10 protein-coding genes and 1 pseudogene are annotated in these 15,986 nt (G+C 61.6%); 9 read left to right on the top strand and 2 right to left on the bottom strand.

Annotated elements, in window-relative coordinates; all coding sequences use genetic code 11:
- Positions 1–47: 47 nt before the first annotated feature.
- Positions 48–2,084 (bottom strand): transglycosylase SLT domain-containing protein, encoded by a 2,037-nt coding sequence (locus tag EP837_RS05870; protein WP_443019130.1) that lies wholly within the window; start codon positions 2,082–2,084, stop codon positions 48–50.
- Between the two features lie 154 nt (positions 2,085–2,238).
- Between EP837_RS05870 and dapA the strand changes: the two genes are divergently transcribed.
- From dapA to recA, 6 genes are all read left to right on the top strand, one after another.
- Positions 2,239–3,117, top strand: coding sequence for a 4-hydroxy-tetrahydrodipicolinate synthase (gene dapA, locus EP837_RS05865; protein ID WP_066525358.1), 879 nt, complete (start codon positions 2,239–2,241; stop codon positions 3,115–3,117).
- 45 nt (positions 3,118–3,162) lie between these two features.
- The gene (smpB, locus tag EP837_RS05860) at positions 3,163–3,645 is read left to right on the top strand and encodes an SsrA-binding protein SmpB (protein ID WP_066525357.1); all 483 of its coding nucleotides are present in this window, start codon (positions 3,163–3,165) and stop codon (positions 3,643–3,645) included.
- Positions 3,645–4,238: a DUF2062 domain-containing protein gene (locus EP837_RS05855; protein WP_066525355.1), complete on the top strand. Its 594-nt coding sequence runs from the start codon at positions 3,645–3,647 to the stop codon at positions 4,236–4,238. Before smpB ends, EP837_RS05855 begins: the two co-directional genes overlap by 1 nt.
- Before the next feature lie 45 nt (positions 4,239–4,283).
- Entirely contained in the window at positions 4,284–6,710 is a 2,427-nt protein-coding gene (locus tag EP837_RS05850) for a hybrid sensor histidine kinase/response regulator (RefSeq protein ID WP_066525353.1), read from the top strand.
- Between the two features lie 81 nt (positions 6,711–6,791).
- The gene (locus EP837_RS05845; protein ID WP_066525352.1) at positions 6,792–7,148 is read left to right on the top strand and encodes a response regulator; all 357 of its coding nucleotides are present in this window, start codon (positions 6,792–6,794) and stop codon (positions 7,146–7,148) included.
- A gap of 101 nt (positions 7,149–7,249) precedes the next feature.
- Positions 7,250–8,323 carry a recombinase RecA gene (gene recA / locus EP837_RS05840; RefSeq protein ID WP_066525351.1) on the top strand — a complete coding sequence of 358 codons (1,074 nt, stop codon included), beginning with the start codon at positions 7,250–7,252 and terminating at the stop codon, positions 8,321–8,323.
- 156 nt (positions 8,324–8,479) lie between these two features.
- On the opposite strand, the gene EP837_RS05835 is transcribed toward recA, so the two are convergent.
- Positions 8,480–9,829 (bottom strand): sulfotransferase domain-containing protein, encoded by a 1,350-nt coding sequence (locus tag EP837_RS05835; protein WP_082919560.1) that lies wholly within the window; start codon positions 9,827–9,829, stop codon positions 8,480–8,482.
- A 162-nt stretch (positions 9,830–9,991) separates the two neighbouring features.
- On the opposite strand from EP837_RS05835, the gene EP837_RS05830 reads away from it, so the two are divergent.
- The 3 genes and pseudogenes from EP837_RS05830 (at position 9,992) to EP837_RS05820 (ending at position 15,894) form a co-directional block, all read left to right on the top strand.
- The gene (locus EP837_RS05830; RefSeq protein ID WP_066525348.1) at positions 9,992–10,795 is read left to right on the top strand and encodes an ImuA family protein; all 804 of its coding nucleotides are present in this window, start codon (positions 9,992–9,994) and stop codon (positions 10,793–10,795) included.
- Positions 10,695–12,286, top strand: a pseudogene (locus EP837_RS05825) (Y-family DNA polymerase). The gene EP837_RS05830 and the pseudogene EP837_RS05825 overlap by 101 nt, the downstream one beginning before the upstream one ends.
- The gene (locus EP837_RS05820) at positions 12,283–15,894 is read left to right on the top strand and encodes an error-prone DNA polymerase (protein WP_066525344.1); all 3,612 of its coding nucleotides are present in this window, start codon (positions 12,283–12,285) and stop codon (positions 15,892–15,894) included. Before EP837_RS05825 ends, EP837_RS05820 begins: the two are co-directional and overlap by 4 nt.
- Positions 15,895–15,986 lie beyond the last annotated feature (92 nt).

Below are 15,986 nucleotides of genomic sequence, written 5' to 3'. Positions count from 1 at the left end.
ACTGTTACGCGAAGTTTCCCGACCCTGCTCGAACGAATGGAAGCGTCTTAGCCCGGCGTCTGCTTGCCGAGATATTTGGACAGCGGCGTGCTGGAGCCGCGAAAACGCGCCCGTTCCGGGTTCATCGCTTCATACACCACGGCGTTTTCCAGAACACGCTGGACATAATTGCGGGTCTCGAAGAGCGGTATCTGCTCAATCCAGCGCAGCATGTCGGCGCCGGGCATGCGCGGATCGCCATTGGAGGCGATCCAGCGGTTCACATTGCCCGGACCCGCATTATAGGCCGCGACCGCCAGCGGGTAGCTGCCGCCATAATAGTTGAGCATCCGCTGGAAATAGGAAGAACCCAGCATGATGTTGTAGCTCGGATCGTTGAGTGAGCTTGGATCATAGCCGAGGCCCAGTTTGCCCGCCTGCTCCCGCGCGGTGCCGGGCATCAGCTGCATCAGGCCGCGCGCGCCCGCATGGCTGACGATCTGCCGGTCGAACTGGCTTTCCTGCCGCGCAATGGCGTGAACCATCGTCCAGTTGGATTGAGCGGTAGGCGGCACCGGCACGCGCGGGAAGGCGCTTTCCCCATAGCCGGTAAGGCCGCTCGACACCGCGCGGCGGCCCACCATGACGCCCATGTCCGGCCGCCCGATGCTTTTCGCCAATTCGGCGGCGAGATAATGGTCGCTGTCGCTGTCGGCATTATTCGCGATGGCGCGAGCAAATTTGCTCTGATCTTCCCAATATCCCATTTGTCCCAGCGCCTTGACGGCGCGGACGACGGAGCGATTGTTGAAGGCCGTCCGCTCAGCGGCTGAAATCTCGACCGGCCGTTCGACGATTGCGGGAGCGGGCACGGGCTTGCCGACACGCTCGAGTGCCAGTTGGCCGTAAAACTGATCTGGGAAAACCGATGCTTGCGCGAAATAGCTGTTGGCAGTTGCCGTATCCCCGGCGGCCAGAGCGGCGCGTCCCGCCCAATAATAGCCCTTGGACTGCGTCTGTGGAGACTTCGCCGCCGTGGCATAGCGGCGGAACATCGCCGCTGCATCGGCAGGACGATTCAAATTGTAAAAAGCAGTAGATCCCGCGAGCCAGGCGAGGCTTGTATAATCGTCGCGTTCCCCAATCGGGCGGCTGGAGATGTCGACGCCAGGAGCATAAGCGTCATCGATCTTGCTGGCGATGCCGTAGGCGAAGCTCCACTGGCTGTCATTGGCGGCTGCGCGCGCCTGCCCCAGCAGCGTCTCATACCATTTCTCGGCATTGCCGGGGCGGAAGGTCAGCGCCGGACGGTTGGCCAAATATTGCCGTGCAGCGATCCAATTGCCGGTGTTGATCAGCCATGTCGCCTTATCGGCAATATAACCTGCGTCAGATACGCCTACGCTCTCGGCGATTTGCATCCGAGCGGCTGCATCGGGCAGCTTCTGGCGGAAGCCGATCCGCGCGTCATAGACGGGGCGGCGCGTTGGCGTCACATAGGCCAGCATTCGCTGCGCCCCTGCGGTGTCATTGCCCCACAACAGCATGTCGGCGCGTTGATCATGATCCGCGCTCGTCCAACTAGAACCGAAGAGCGACAGCAGTCGCGACTCGTCATCGGGGGAGAGCGAGCCACCGACCCATGCGCTACGCGCGGCGATGCGCGCTTCGGCCATGCGCCCCATCTGCACCAGCGCGAGTGCATTGCGCGCATGCCCGGTCGCGGTCCGCGCCGGGAAGCGGGCAAAGAAGGCCGTAACCTGCCGCGGATCATAGCTGTTGGGATTGATGCTGGTTTCCGCCAGCCGCCGCATGCGGTCCTCGCCCGGCCAGCCGGGGTTCGCCAGGATGAAGCTGGTATAGGTGGAAAAACCCAGGCCGTCGCTCTGCTGCAGCGCGCGCCATTGGCTGATCGTGCCGGAGATGGCGGGATCGGACGCAACGCCGATTCGCCCGCTCACTTGGCTCCAGGGTGTCGATTGAGTTGGTGCCGGAGTCGGCTGCACCACTGCACCGGCCGGGTAGGGCGTTGCTGCAGGGTAAACCGGCGCTTCGGTCTGGGCGCTGGCGCCGGCGGTGAAAAGAAGAAGAGCGATCAAAGGCATGCGGACCATTGCTGTTTCAGGGCGGCGAGGTGACAGCCTACTGGACATCATCGCAATTCCATCCTTATCAGGCCATGAATGACGCGCTATAGCGCCACGTCGCCCTCACTCGACAGTGTGCCCCGGAATGCCGGTGAATTGAAGGAGTTTGTTGATGTTTTCCGGGTCCATTCCGGCGCTGGTCACCCCGTTTCGCGACGGGACGGTGGACGAGGCGGCATTTCGCGCCCTCGTGGATTGGCAGATCGAGGAGGGAAGCAGCGCGCTCGTACCCTGCGGCACCACCGGCGAAAGCGCAACCATGACGGTGGAAGAGCATAATCGCGTGGTCGCCATCTGCGTCGATCAGGCGGCGGGCCGGGTGCCGGTGATCGCGGGCTGCGGTTCCAATGACACGCGCATCGCTCTGGAACATATGTTCGCCGCCCAAGCAGCTGGCGCAGACGCCGCGCTGGTCGTCGCGCCTTATTATAACAAGCCGAACCAGGACGGCGTTTATCAGCATTTTGCCTATCTGGCCGAACGCTGCAACCTGCCGATAGTCCTCTACAATGTGCCCAGCCGCACTATCACCGACATCGGCGTTCCGGTGATTCACCGCTTGTCTGAGGAATATCAGTCGATCGTCGGCATCAAGGACGCCACCGGAAATCTGGGGCGGGTCACCGCGCAGCGCCTCGCCTGCCGGGCGGATTTCTGCCAGCTGTCCGGCAATGACGAAACCGCTCTGGGATTCAATGCAATGGGGGGCAAGGGCTGCATCTCCGTCACGGCGAATGTCGCGCCGCGGCTGTGTGCGGAGTTCCAGGCCGCTTGCGCGTCCGGCGATTGGAACGGTGCGCTTGCGCTGCAGGATCGTCTCTACCCCTTGCATGACGCCCTGTTCAGCGATTCTTCACCTGGTCCGGTTAAATATGCGCTCACCCGCGTGCGGTCGGACATGCCCGGTGACATACGTCTGCCGATCACCTGGCCGTCGGAATCGAGCCGCGCGGCGGTTGATCGGGCGCTGGAAATTGCGGGTCTCGTCTAAAAGGGCTGCGGCCTTATATGGTGAAGTGAGTTAGTTAAGAGTCCCATGGCCCGTCCCCGTCCCGAATTGTTCGACAAGAAGAAGATCGTCGCCGAGAACCGGCGCGCGCGCTTTGAATATTTCCTGGAGGATGTGTTCGAAGCGGGCATCGCGCTGCAGGGGACGGAGGTGAAGTCGCTTCGCTTCGGTGAGGGCAACATCGCCGAAAGCTATGCCGAGGTGAAGGGTAACCAGGTTTGGCTGGTCAACAGCAACATTCCTGAATTCAGCCACGGCAACCGTTTCAACCATGAGCCCAAACGCCCCCGCAAGCTGCTGCTGCACGAGCGGGAGATTGCCCGGATGCACGGCGCGGTCGAGCGCAAGGGCATGACGCTCGTTCCCTTGAGCATCTATTTCAACGGCCGTGGCAAGGCGAAGGTCGAACTGGCGCTTGCCAAGGGCAAGAAGACTCACGACAAGCGGGAAACGATCAAGGAGCGCGACTGGAAGCGCGATCAGCAGCGCATCATGAAGGCGCATCGCTGATGGACAACAGGCTCAGCCGCTGGTGGCATGCTCATGCTCCGACGCGCGAATCGCTCGAAGATAATCGTTTCCTCGCCCCCGTGGCCCACCGCGTTTTAGAGCCGTCGCTCTGGCGTTTTACCCGGCGCTCGGTGCCGCGCGGCGTAGCGCTGGGGTTGCTGGTCGGCATCTTTCTGTTGATCCCTGGTATCCAGATTGCCGGCGCGGCGCTGCTGGCACTGCCTTTCCGCGCCAATATTCCGATCGCCGCGGCAATGACCTTCCTGTCCAATCCCGCGACGACGCCGCTCATTCTTTGGGTATCGGTCTATATCGGCAACTGGATGCTGGGGCGGACCGCCGACGCATCGGGTTTCATGGCGCTGGTCAACGATCATGCAACAATTCGTCAGTGGGTCGCATGGCTCTTTTCCGAAGCGGCGCCCGCGATGCTGTTCGGACTCACGCTGATCTCCATCGCGGTGGCGGTTGTTGGTTACTTCATCGCGGATTGGATCTGGCGTCATCGCATGGGCCGGAAATGGCATGCGCGCAAATTGAGGATTGGCAAGGCACCCGAAAGCAGCGCATTGGAAGAAGTCGCTCCCGTCTGACGGCGGCGAAACTGTCCATGCGTTTTCAAGGGGGAAGGCCGGGCCATGGCCTCGCGCGTCAAAAGGGATGAGGAAGCGTGGACAGGCGAAAGCCCATCACGCCTGTCCCTGCCGCTGCTGATCCTGGCTGCGCTGCTATCGGCCGCCCTCGTCATCTATGCTGTCGGGGACCGGGCGCTGGCGGCGGGTTTTGCCGCCATGGTACTGGCGGCTGCGGCGCTGCTCAACTGGTATCGCCGCCTATTTCCTGAAGAAGCCGCCGATCGTGAGGCGATGCCGGACTGGACGGTGGCGCGTGTTGCCGCGGACGCGTCCAACATGGCGATCGCGGTGACGGACCGGGCCGGGCGGCTGGTCTGTGCGAGCGACCTCTTTGGCGAATGGTTTCCCGGTTTTCCCACGCCTCCCAATATCACGGCTGAACCCGGCTTGTCGGAAAGCCTGAGCGCAGCCGCACGTGGTGCGTGGCGGGATGGCGAAGCGCGGGTGGAAGGCATGGCGCAGGGCGCGCTGCGGCTTGATGTGGACATATGCCGCACCGGCCGATCAGAAGATTATCTGCTCTGGCGCTTCACCCCGGTGCGTCAGCCCAATGCCCTCGACGACGTGCACAGGCTGCTGACTGGCGACGCCGGACGGCAAATGGGCGAGGCTGGGATCATGGCGGTCATGATCGGCGGCGAAGGGCGGATCCGCGCCGCGAACGGCGCCTTCCTGTTGCGCGCGGCGGGGCGCATCGACGCGAATATCACGGGGCGTGACTTCGCCGCTCATATGCGTGTGGATGACAAGGGGCGGCTGTTCCTGGCCCGCGAAGAGTCGGGCGGCTTGCCGCTGCGGCTCCTCCAGGTGCCATTGCGGCGAACAACGCAGCCTGCGGGTAATCAGGGGGGTGGCCAGGACGGGCCGATGCTCCTGCTGCTGATCGACGAACCGGCGGGCAGCGCGGGTGGTACGTCGGCGCTATCCTATATCGAAACGCTGCTTTCCTTGCTGCCCTTCGGCCTTGCGATGGCGGACCGTGACGGCCGGGTGCTGTTTCTCAACAGCGCCTTTTCGCGCGCAGCCGGGCTCAAGCGCTCCGACCGGCCCAGCTACCCCGGTGACCTCGTCGTGCGCGAGGACCAGGCGGCGGTCGCTGACGCGGTGCGCCGTTTTGCGGTGGGGCCGCAAATGTCCGGCGACATCGCGATCAGGCTTCGCAACGAGCCGGAAGAACCGACTGCGCTGAGCCTTGCGGGCGTGCGGGGCTTGGGGGAAGCGGCGGTGTTGCTCAGCCTCAAGGACAATAGCGAGGAAAGCAAGCTCAAGCGGCAAGTCGCGCAGGCGACGAAGATGCAAGCGATCGGCCAGCTGGCGGGCGGCGTCGCGCATGACTTCAACAACATCCTGACCGCCATCATCGGCCATTGCGACCTGATGCTGATGCGCCATACGCCAGGCGACAGCGATTATGACGATATTCAGCAGATCAAGTCGAACAGCAATCGCGCCGCGGGTCTGACGCGCCAACTGCTCGCCTTTTCCCGCCAGCAGACGCTGCGCCCGCAAGTCCTGCAATTGCCCGACATTGTGGCGGACGTTTCCAACCTCCTCAAGCGCTTGCTGGGCGAAAGCGTAAAGCTTGAGGTCAGCCATGGCCGTAACCTCGGCGCGGTGCGTGCCGATCCGGGGCAGTTGGAACAGGTGATCGTCAATCTAGCCGTGAATGCGCGCGATGCGATGCCGGAAGGCGGCGTCCTCAATATCCAGACCTATTCCGTTCCGGCGGCCAAGGTGCGGGAGATGCGGCAGGAGATATTGCCTGCCGCCGACTATACGGCGTTGCGCGTGTCCGACACGGGCCTTGGCATCCCGCCCGACATATTGTCCAAGATCTTCGAACCCTTCTTCACCACGAAGGAACTGGGTAAGGGCACCGGTCTTGGCCTCTCGACGGTCTATGGCATCGTCAAACAGTCAGGCGGCTATATTTTTGCGGAATCCGAACTCGGCCGGGGCGCCAGCTTCGTCATTTATCTGCCGGTCTATCAGGGCGCTGACATGGAGCAAGTCCAGCTGTCCAAGGCTCCGGTTAAGCGGAGCGAAACCTGGGGCACGGGAACCGTCCTGCTGGTCGAGGATGAGGATATGGTGCGCGCCGTTGCGGAACGCGCCCTCGCCCGCCAAGGCTATAAGGTGTTGACCGCCAATGATGGCGAACAGGGGCTGGAGGTGCTGGCCGGGAACGAGAAGATCGACCTGCTGATATCTGACGTGGTCATGCCCAATATGGATGGTCCGTCGATGGTCGCCAGGGCGCGAAACAGCCGTCCCGACCTCCCCGTGTTGTTCATGTCGGGCTATGCCGAGGAACAGCTGCGCAAATCGATCGACATCGCCAATGTCGCATTTTTGCCCAAGCCTTTCTCCGTCAGCCAGCTGGCGGAGGCCGCGCGCGACGCGTTGGCGATGCGGCCCGCGGTGGATTGAACTTCTTGAACGATCAAGCGTTTATGCTGGTCGGCGCGCCGATGATAAGATGGCGAGCGTAACGAAAATAGGGGATCGCACATGTCGGACAGCAAGACCATCCTGGTGGTCGAGGATGAAGCGATGATCGGCATGATGCTGGAAGATTATCTCGACACCCTAGGATACCGGTTGCATGCTATCGCTGTGTCGGTTGAAGAGGCGTGCGATCATGCGCGCAGGGGCGGCTTTGACGCCGCGTTGGTCGATTGCAATCTTCAGGGCGAAAAAAGCTGGCCCGTCGCCGACCTGCTTGCAGAAAGTGGCATTCCCTTCATTTTCGCTACGGGCGGCATGGCCGATGATGTCCCGTCGAGCCATTCGGACCGTCCGACGCTGGCGAAACCCTATACGATCGGGGCGGTTGAGCGCGCTTTGACGAAGGTGCTCGCAGTCTAATAGGAAAATTCCGTTCCCCTCTTGTTCTTGAAGAACAAAGGGGATACGTAGTGGCCAAGGCGCCACTGAATCGGCGCTTCCGCTTGACAGGGGATAGGCCGATGACAGCAATGCTCTCACTCATCGATTCCAAGAAGACAGGGACAATGGACAGACAGAAAGCATTGGAAGCGGCCCTTTCCCAGATTGATCGCGCCTTTGGTAAAGGCTCGGCAATGAAGCTGGGCAGCCGCGAGAAGATCGAGATCGAAGCGATCCCGACCGGATCGCTGGGGCTCGACATCGCACTCGGAATAGGGGGCCTGCCGCGCGGTCGCATCATTGAAATTTACGGGCCGGAAAGCTCGGGCAAGACGACGCTGGCGTTGCATGCCATCGCCGAAGCGCAAAAGACGGGCGGCATCGCCGCCTTCGTCGATGCCGAACATGCCCTTGACCCTGCCTATGCCAAGAAGCTCGGCGTCGATATCGACGAGCTGATTGTGTCACAGCCGGATACGGGCGAACAAGCACTGGAGATCGTAGATACCCTCGTCCGCTCCAACGCGATCGACGTTCTGGTGATCGACTCGGTTGCAGCCCTCGTCCCTCGCGCGGAAATTGAAGGCGAGATGGGCGACAGCCATGTCGGCCTGCAGGCCCGTCTGATGAGCCAGGCGTTGCGCAAGCTGACAGGTTCGATCTCGCGCTCCAAATGCCTCGTCATCTTCATCAACCAGGTCCGCATGAAGATCGGCGTCATGTACGGGAATCCGGAAACGACGACCGGCGGCAATGCGCTTAAGTTCTACGCCTCGGTCCGTCTGGACATTCGCCGCACCGGCCAGATCAAGGATCGCGACGATATCGTCGGCAATGCAACCCGCGTGAAGGTGGTGAAAAACAAGGTTGCGCCACCGTTCAAGCAGGTCGAATTCGACATCATGTATGGTGAGGGCATTTCGAAGATCGGCGAGATTCTCGACCTGGGCGTTAAGGCTGGCGTGGTCGAGAAGTCGGGGGCCTGGTTCTCCTATGACTCGGTTCGCATCGGCCAGGGCCGCGAGAACGCTAAGACCTTCCTCAAGGAAAATCCCGAAATGGCCGACCGTCTGGAACGGGCCATTCGCGGCAAGACCGAAGAGGTCGCCGAAGGGATGATGACCGGACCCGAAGCGGAGGATGATGGCGAATAAGCGCGGCAAGCGCCTGCGGTCGGATCAGCCGCAGGACAGTTGCGTGGCTCTGCCCGCCTCTCGTTTCATGCACTGAAAAGGCCCGTCCACGCTTCACCGCGGGGCGGGCCTTTTACCTTTGCGCTGGCGCGGGACAAGGATCGGATTGGGCGCCTGTCATGCCGGCTCAAGATCGGAGGGCGGTTTCTTGGGCATGACCTTGCGGGGCGTTCTGCTCTGTCGGACCGCGAGATTTTTCTTGAGCTTCACTCCCTGCAGGCCCCAGTCACCAAAATGCACCCCCGCCAACAGCGTGAGGAGGCCATACATGAACAAGGTGATCGTAAGCGGTAGCGCCAGAAGAACGTCCAGGACCTGTTCAGTCGGTGTTTCCACAGGGCCCACCCTGTCGATCCCGAACAGGGCGAGGCCATCTTCCAGGGAATGGCCGTCCCATTCTCGCCGGAACAGCCATTCGCCCGCCTCTATGGCCAATATGGGCGGAGCGATGAGCATGGCGGCAAGGCCAATGATGACCATCGCTTCGCTCAGCAGTTGCACCCCGAGATTTGTCAGACGGCGCTTGATCGTGGAATCGTTCGCCGGTTCCTTCGGTGCTGCGAGTGTTGCACTTCCACTCTGTCCGGCAGCAGCGGACGGGTGCGTGTCCAGGAAGCCGTACCGGTCCAGTTTCGTCAGCATGCGCCGGTTCAACTGAGATTTGCAGCTATCCTCTATGAATTTTTGTTGATCAATTGTCAGCTCTTCGCGAAAGCTGTCGGACTGTCCTTTTCTCATCCGCAAGGCATCTGCATCCGACCTGTCATAGACATGACCGGGAATGCCCTGGGCAAGTTCCAATGCCTTCAGTTTTTCAAAAGACGAATTCTCCACGGCATATTGTAGGGCTTGGGTGTTGACCGCTTCACCCAGGAAGTTGAGCAACTTTTCTACTTCTGACGCCGTATGGGCCAGTAGATCCTCATAATATATGATATGATGATCATGCCGTGCGAGGCCAGTTGACCAGCTATTCATATATTTTATGTAGTGCGGCAGGCCCCGGTCTTCATCCACAAGGAAATCGTCAATGTTGCCGCGGAAGGACATCTTGTGCCGCGTGACATGGTGATAATCGGACGTGAGTACCGCCCGCGGATCACGGATCAGAAATATGACCGGAAGCCGGCTGGGCAGGGTCGTTTTGAAGCGCAGATGGGTGGAAGGGATCAAAGGAAAGGAAGCCTCTTCCGATCTGCGGACGAAGGCCGGTATGCCGCGCACAGGATCCAAATCAAAATTCGGCGCAAAGGTGAACATGCTCTGCGTTGTGATCGGAGAATATTCGCGCGACGCGAGGAAATATTGCGCCAAAATAAACCTCAGCCATGTCCTGCCTGACTTCGGATAGGAAGCGAGAAGAGCCGTCGCGGCACTGGATACCAGCCGCAGACTACGGGCTGAAGAAATCCGGCGGGCCAGGAGAGAGGGAGCCTGGGTGAGTGAGGCGATCAGTGGCGTGTCCATAAATATAGATTAGCTTGGCAAGCCGCTGGCGTGTGGAACTTTTCTGGATGATGGCCAAAGTGTGTAACGAAGGTGAAACAGTTTCCTTGCTGTCCTAATCTGCGCTAACTTTATTGACAGGAGGGATGCGACCCCCGAAAAGAACATATAGAGAACATTTATATGGTCGAGTCGGTGAACACGCTTGCAGCCCTCAGGCGGCACATCGCATCGTTGGAAGGAATTCCAGCAACCCAAGAGGGTGCGTGCATCGCAACCGGCCATAGGCCCTTTGACCAGGCATTTCAGGGCGGTCTGGCGCAGGGCCGCATACATGAACTGTTCGGAAATGAGGAAGATGAAGGTGCCACCGCCGGTCTATCCCTGATTCTCGCTCATCTCGCAGCGAACGAGTCTCCTCTGTTCTGGCTGCGCCTCGCAAATGGAGCGGCCGGACAGCCCTATGGCCCCGGCCTTACCGCGCTCGGAATAGATTCCGCCCATTTGTTGATCGGGGTCATGAAAGATGAAGCGCTGCTGCTGCGCGCGGCGGTCGATGCACTGCGTTGCCCCGCATTAGGTGCGCTCGTGATCGAATTGCGAGGGCGCGCCCCGCTCCTGGACTTGACCGCCAGCCGTCGTCTCGCGCTCGCGGCGGAAGCATCAGGGGTTACCGCCTTTCTGCTGCGCATCGGTGGTGATCCGGCGCCCAGCGCAGCTGACACGCGCTGGCGGGTGACGGCTGCGCCTTCCGTGCCACTGGCGGGCAATGCGCCGGGAATGACCGCCTTTGACCTTAGCTTGCTGCGCCGCCGGTCAGGACCCGACGGCATGACATGGCGCCTTGTGTGGAACAGCGACCGGGGCGTGTTTGGAGAAGAATGCGATGAACGCCATAACCGGAGAAGTGACAGTGCGGACTCGCTGTTATCTTGCGCTGTGGTTCCCGTTCCTCCCGCTCGACCGGCTGCGCATCGCGCGGCCTGATCTCTGGACGGCAAAGGGGCAGGATGCCCCCGCTGTCATTGTCGAGACGGTTCGCGGGGCGATGCGGCTCATGGCGTTGGACGCCGATGCGCTGGCGATCGGCCTCAGCGCTGGAATGACGCTGGCCGACGCGCGGGCACGCGAGCCCGATCTGCGAGTGTTCGAAACCGATCCCCATGCCGATCAGGACTGGCTGGAGCGGCTGTGCGACGGCTGTGCCCGCTATACGCCGATCGCTGCGCTGGATCCGCCCCAGGGGTTGATGCTCGACATCAGCGGCTGCGCGCATCTTTGGAATGGTGAGGAAGCGTTGGCGCGTGAGGCGATGGAGCGGCTGGAACGGCACGGCATGCGTGTGCGCCATGCGCTGGCGGGTACACCCGAAGGCGCCCACGCGCTCGCCCGCTTCGCCTCCGTCCCTGCCGCTGACGAGGATGGCGCCCTGCGGCGCCTGCCAATCGAGGCGCTGGGGCTGGAGGAGGAAAGCGCGGTTGCGCTGCGCCGGGCAGGGTTGCGCACGGTGGGAGACCTCGCCGCGCGTCCCGCGCCAACCCTGGCGGCGCGTTTTGGCGAGGAAGCGGTGGATGCGCTTCACCGCCTGCTGGGCCTTGGCCACCGCCCCCTTGCCCCGCGTCGCCCGCGCGCCGCTGTCCGCATTGAACGCCGCTTTGCCGAACCATTAGGCAGCACCGCCTATGCGCTTCGAACCCTGGAGGGAATGGCCGCAGAAGCGGGGGAGCGTCTTGGCGAACGGGGAGAGGGTGGGCGCCGGTTCGAGATATTATTCTTCCGCACCGACGGCCTCGCCTTTCCGCTGCGGGTCGAAACCAGCCTGCCCGTGCGCGATGCGCCTTCCATCATGCGCCTGGTGCAGGAACGGATCGACAGCCTCTCCGACCTGCTCGACCCTGGTTTCGGGTTCGACATGCTGTGCCTCGTCGTGCCCCAGACTGAAAGGATGGCCGCCACCCAGCTGGCGTTGGAAGGCGGAGAAGCGCGTCGCGAGGAAGCGATCGCCGCGCTCATCGATCGCCTTTCCGTCCGTACGGGCCGGGGACGAATCCAGCGTCTCGAGCCGCGCGACAGCCATATTCCCGAACAGGCGCAGCTCGCCTTGCCTGCCGTCGAAAGCCGCATGCCATCCAGTTGGCCGCGTCAGTCCGATCCAGGCGACCCCCCGATGCGCCCCATCCACCTGTTCGATCCGCCCCAACCTTTAGAGGTGATAGCGGAGGTTCCCGACGGCCCTCCGCATCATTTTCGCTGGCGCCGAGGGGCGCATGAAGTCACTCGTTATGAAGGGCCCGAGCGGATCGCACCTGAATGGTGGAAGGCGAAGGATGGCGCCTTGGCGGGTGAAAGCATCGGCCTCACCCGCGATTATTACCGGATCGAGGATGCGCGCGGGCGGCGCTACTGGATTTTCCGCCACGGCCTCTACGACGCAGAAGCCGCCCATCCACGTTGGTATATCCAGGCCTGTTCGCATGAAAGGCCGGGGCTATCCTGATCCTGCCAAGCCCAAGTCGATCGATCGGCGCGAGTTGAATGTGATCGAGGCGGCGAGGGGGAAGGAGAGGCTGAAGCGGGCCGAGCCTCGGCGACCGGCCAAGGAAGGGCCTGCTTTTGCGGAATTGGTGGCCGCAACCCATTTTTCCTTCTTGCGAGGGGCATCGCATGCCTCCGACATGGTCGCGCAGGCCATCCATCTTGGGCTCACAGGATTGGGCATTGCCGACCGCAATAGCGTGGCAGGTGTTGTGCGCGCGCATGTGGCCCGCAAGCGTGCGCCAGAACTCGCCAAGGCCCGCCTGCTTGAAGCCAAAAAGGAAGCGGGCCAGCCATTGGGGCTTACTGAGGAAGAGGAGCAGGCGTGCAAGACCGATCTGCGGCTGATCGTCGGGGCACGTCTGGTCTTTGCCGATGGCACGCCCGACATTGTCGCTTATCCATCGACGCGAAGAGGCTGGGGTGAACTCACCAAATTGCTGACCAAAGGCAATTTGAAGTCGGTAAAGGGAGATTGCATCCTTAGCTATGAGGAATTGACGGCTTATCTCGACGATCTGCTCTTGATCGTGCTGCCTTATTCCACCGCTACCGAACAGACGGCGCACCGCCGACCCGTGGCTTATGAATATGATGAGAGGCCGTCCAAGGAAGCGATCCGCCAAGGGCATCTAAGCCTCGTCCCTCCACCGCGCCCCGCTGATCTGGAGGCTTTGCTGATCCGGCTGTCCCGTTTGGCGCCGGGCCGCATATGGCTGGGCGCTGCGCTTCGGCGGGATGGGCGTGATGGGCGGCGTCTGGCCCATCTCAAGCTTTTGGGCGAGCGTAGTGGCGTGCCTTTGATTGCTACTATGGACGCGCTTTACGCCAGTCCGGCGCAGCGACCCTTGCAGGATGTGCTGAGTTGCATTCGCGAAGGGACCACTCTCGCCAAGGCGGGGCGTCTGCTCGAAGCCAATGCGGAGCGGCACATCCACGCGCCTGCGGAAATCGCACGGCTGTTTCGAACCTGCCCGGAAGCCGTGGCGGAGACGCGTCGCCTTCTGGATAAAGTGAATTTCACCCTGGATCAGCTAGCCTATGAATATCCCCATGAGCCGGTGCCCGAAGGCTGGACGGCGCAGCAGTGGCTGGAGGAACTTACCCTTTCGGCGGCGCATGCGCGCTATGGTCCCCGTATTCCGCAAGCTGTTCGAAAATTGCTGGATGATGAGTTTCAGCTAATCCGGGATCGGAATTACGCCAGCTACTTCCTGACGGTTCACGACATTGTCGCCTTTGCACGGATGAAAGGCATATTGTGCCAGGGGCGGGGCTCTGCCGCCAATTCGATGATCTGCTTTCTGCTGGGCGTTACATCCGTCGATCCGTTGAAGCATGACCTGCTTTTTTCCCGCTTTGTGTCGGAAAAACGGGACGAGCCTCCCGATATCGATGTGGATTTCGAACATGAGCGCCGCGAAGAGGTCATGCAATATGTCTATGAACGCTATGGCCGCCACCGCGCCGGCATAGCTGCAACCGTCATCCATTATCGTTCCCGCAGTGCAGTGCGGGAAGTGTCCAAGGTTCTGGGCCTCAGCGAAGACCTCGCTTCGCGTCTCTCCTCTACAGTCTGGGGCAGTTATTCAGGCGACATGGGCGATGCACGTATCGTGGAGGCGGGTTTTGCCCTTGATAATCCACAGATGGTGCGGCTGCGGGGCATTGTGAATCAGTTGCTGGAAGCGCCTTTTCCCCGCCACCTGTCACAACATGTGGGCGGCTTTGTACTGACTCAGAACCGGCTCGATGAAACGGTTCCACTGCATCATGCGGCCATGGTGGACCGTAGCTTCATTGAATGGGATAAGGATGACATTGACGCTCTGGGACTGATGAAGGTCGATGTGCTCGCACTCGGAATGTTGAGCTGCATTCGCAAGGCTTATGACCTCATGCGGGCCCATGATCTTGGCGATCATGACCTGACCATCGATCTCAAGTCCGACGATCCGCGAGTTTATGACATGCTGGCTAAGGGCGACAGCATCGGCGTGTTCCAGGTGGAAAGCCGGGCACAGATCAACATGTTGCCGCGGCTGCGGCCGCGCTCCCTATATGACCTGACGGTGCAGGTGGCGATCGTCCGGCCTGGCCCGATCGAAGGGGATATGGTGCACCCCTATCTGCGGCGACGCTGCGGTGAAGAGAAGGTGCAATTTCCATCGCCAAGCCCCGATCATGGCCGTTCGGATGAGTTGAAAACCCTGCTCGGCCATACCTACGGCGTTCCCCTCTTCCAGGAACAGGCGATGAAGCTCGCCATCATTGCCGCCGAGTTCACGCCTGACGAAGCGAACCAGCTCCGCCGGTCGATGGCCACCTTCCGTCAGGTCGGGGGCATGGACAAGTTCCGGGACAAGATGATCCGCGGGATGGTGAGGCGCGGTTACAAGGCGGATTTTGCCGAGCGTTGCTACAAGCAGATCGAGGGGTTCGGCAGCTATGGTTTCCCTGAAAGCCACGCTCTGTCCTTCGCACGGCTGGTCTATGTGTCGGCCTGGATCAAATGCCATCAACCCGCCGTCTTCGCCTGCGCGCTGCTGAACTCCCAGCCCATGGGATTTTACGCACCGGCTCAGATCGTGCGCGATGCGCGCGAGCATGGGGTTGCCGTGCATGATGCCGATGTGAACATGAGCGGATGGGACAACAGCCTCGAACCCTTGTTGCGGTCGCGCGACAGCCGCCGGGGCGAGGGAACCGGGCGTGCGCTCGCGCTGCGGCTAGGCTTCCGGCAGATCGATAGTTTTCGCGAAGAGTGGGCAAACCGGCTGGTCGAGGCGCGGGGGCAGGGGCTGTTCACCAGCCTTGAGGATCTGGCGCGGCGGGCGGGGCCGCCTGCTCGGGCGCTGCGGCTGCTGGCCGATGCCGACGCCTGCCGTTCCTTGGGGCAGGACCGGCGGACGGCATTATGGGAAGCGCGGCGGACCCCTTCGAACGAACTGCCGCTGTTCGCCGCTGCCCGAAAGCGGGACCAAGCCGCACGGGAACTGGGTGAGGAGCCCGATGCGAAGCTGCCCGCCATGCCGCTCGCCGAACAGGTTGCGGCCGATTATCAGATGACGCGGCTATCGCTTAAAGGCCATCCAATGCAGTTTTTGCGACCGCTCTTTGATGCGGAAGGCGTGCTGAGCTGCGCGCAGACCAGCGCGGCGAAAAATGGCGCGCTGGTGCGGACCGCCGGAGTGGTGCTGGTGCGGCAGCGGCCGGGCAAGGGCAATGCCGTCTTCATCACGATCGAGGATGAGACGGGGATCACCAATATCCTGCTCTGGGCGCGGCTGTTCGAAATGCAGCGCCGGCCTGTCATGGCCTCGCGATTGATGCTGGTCGAAGGAGAGGTGCAGCGCAGCAAGGAAGGAGTGGTCCACCTGATGGCGAACCGCGTGCATGATCGCACGGCCGAATTGTCGCGCCTGTCCGATGTGCACCGGTCGCACATCGCCCTGTCTCGCGCGGACGAATTCATCCACCCCCAGCACCCGCGCACTTCCGGACATCCCCGCAACGTGCGGATATTGCCCAAATCGCGGGATTTTCATTGAGGATTGGAGGCAGCAGCAAACGATTTTCCGTCCACCCAAATGAGGAAAGGGACGAAATCCGCTACTGCCGCTATTTTGAGGGATCACTCTGA

Origin of the sequence: Sphingobium sp. EP60837 (genome assembly GCF_001658005.1) — a bacterium.
Classification (GTDB): Bacteria; Pseudomonadota; Alphaproteobacteria; order Sphingomonadales; family Sphingomonadaceae; genus Sphingobium; species Sphingobium tyrosinilyticum.
This window is presented reverse-complemented; position numbering and strand designations above follow the sequence as displayed.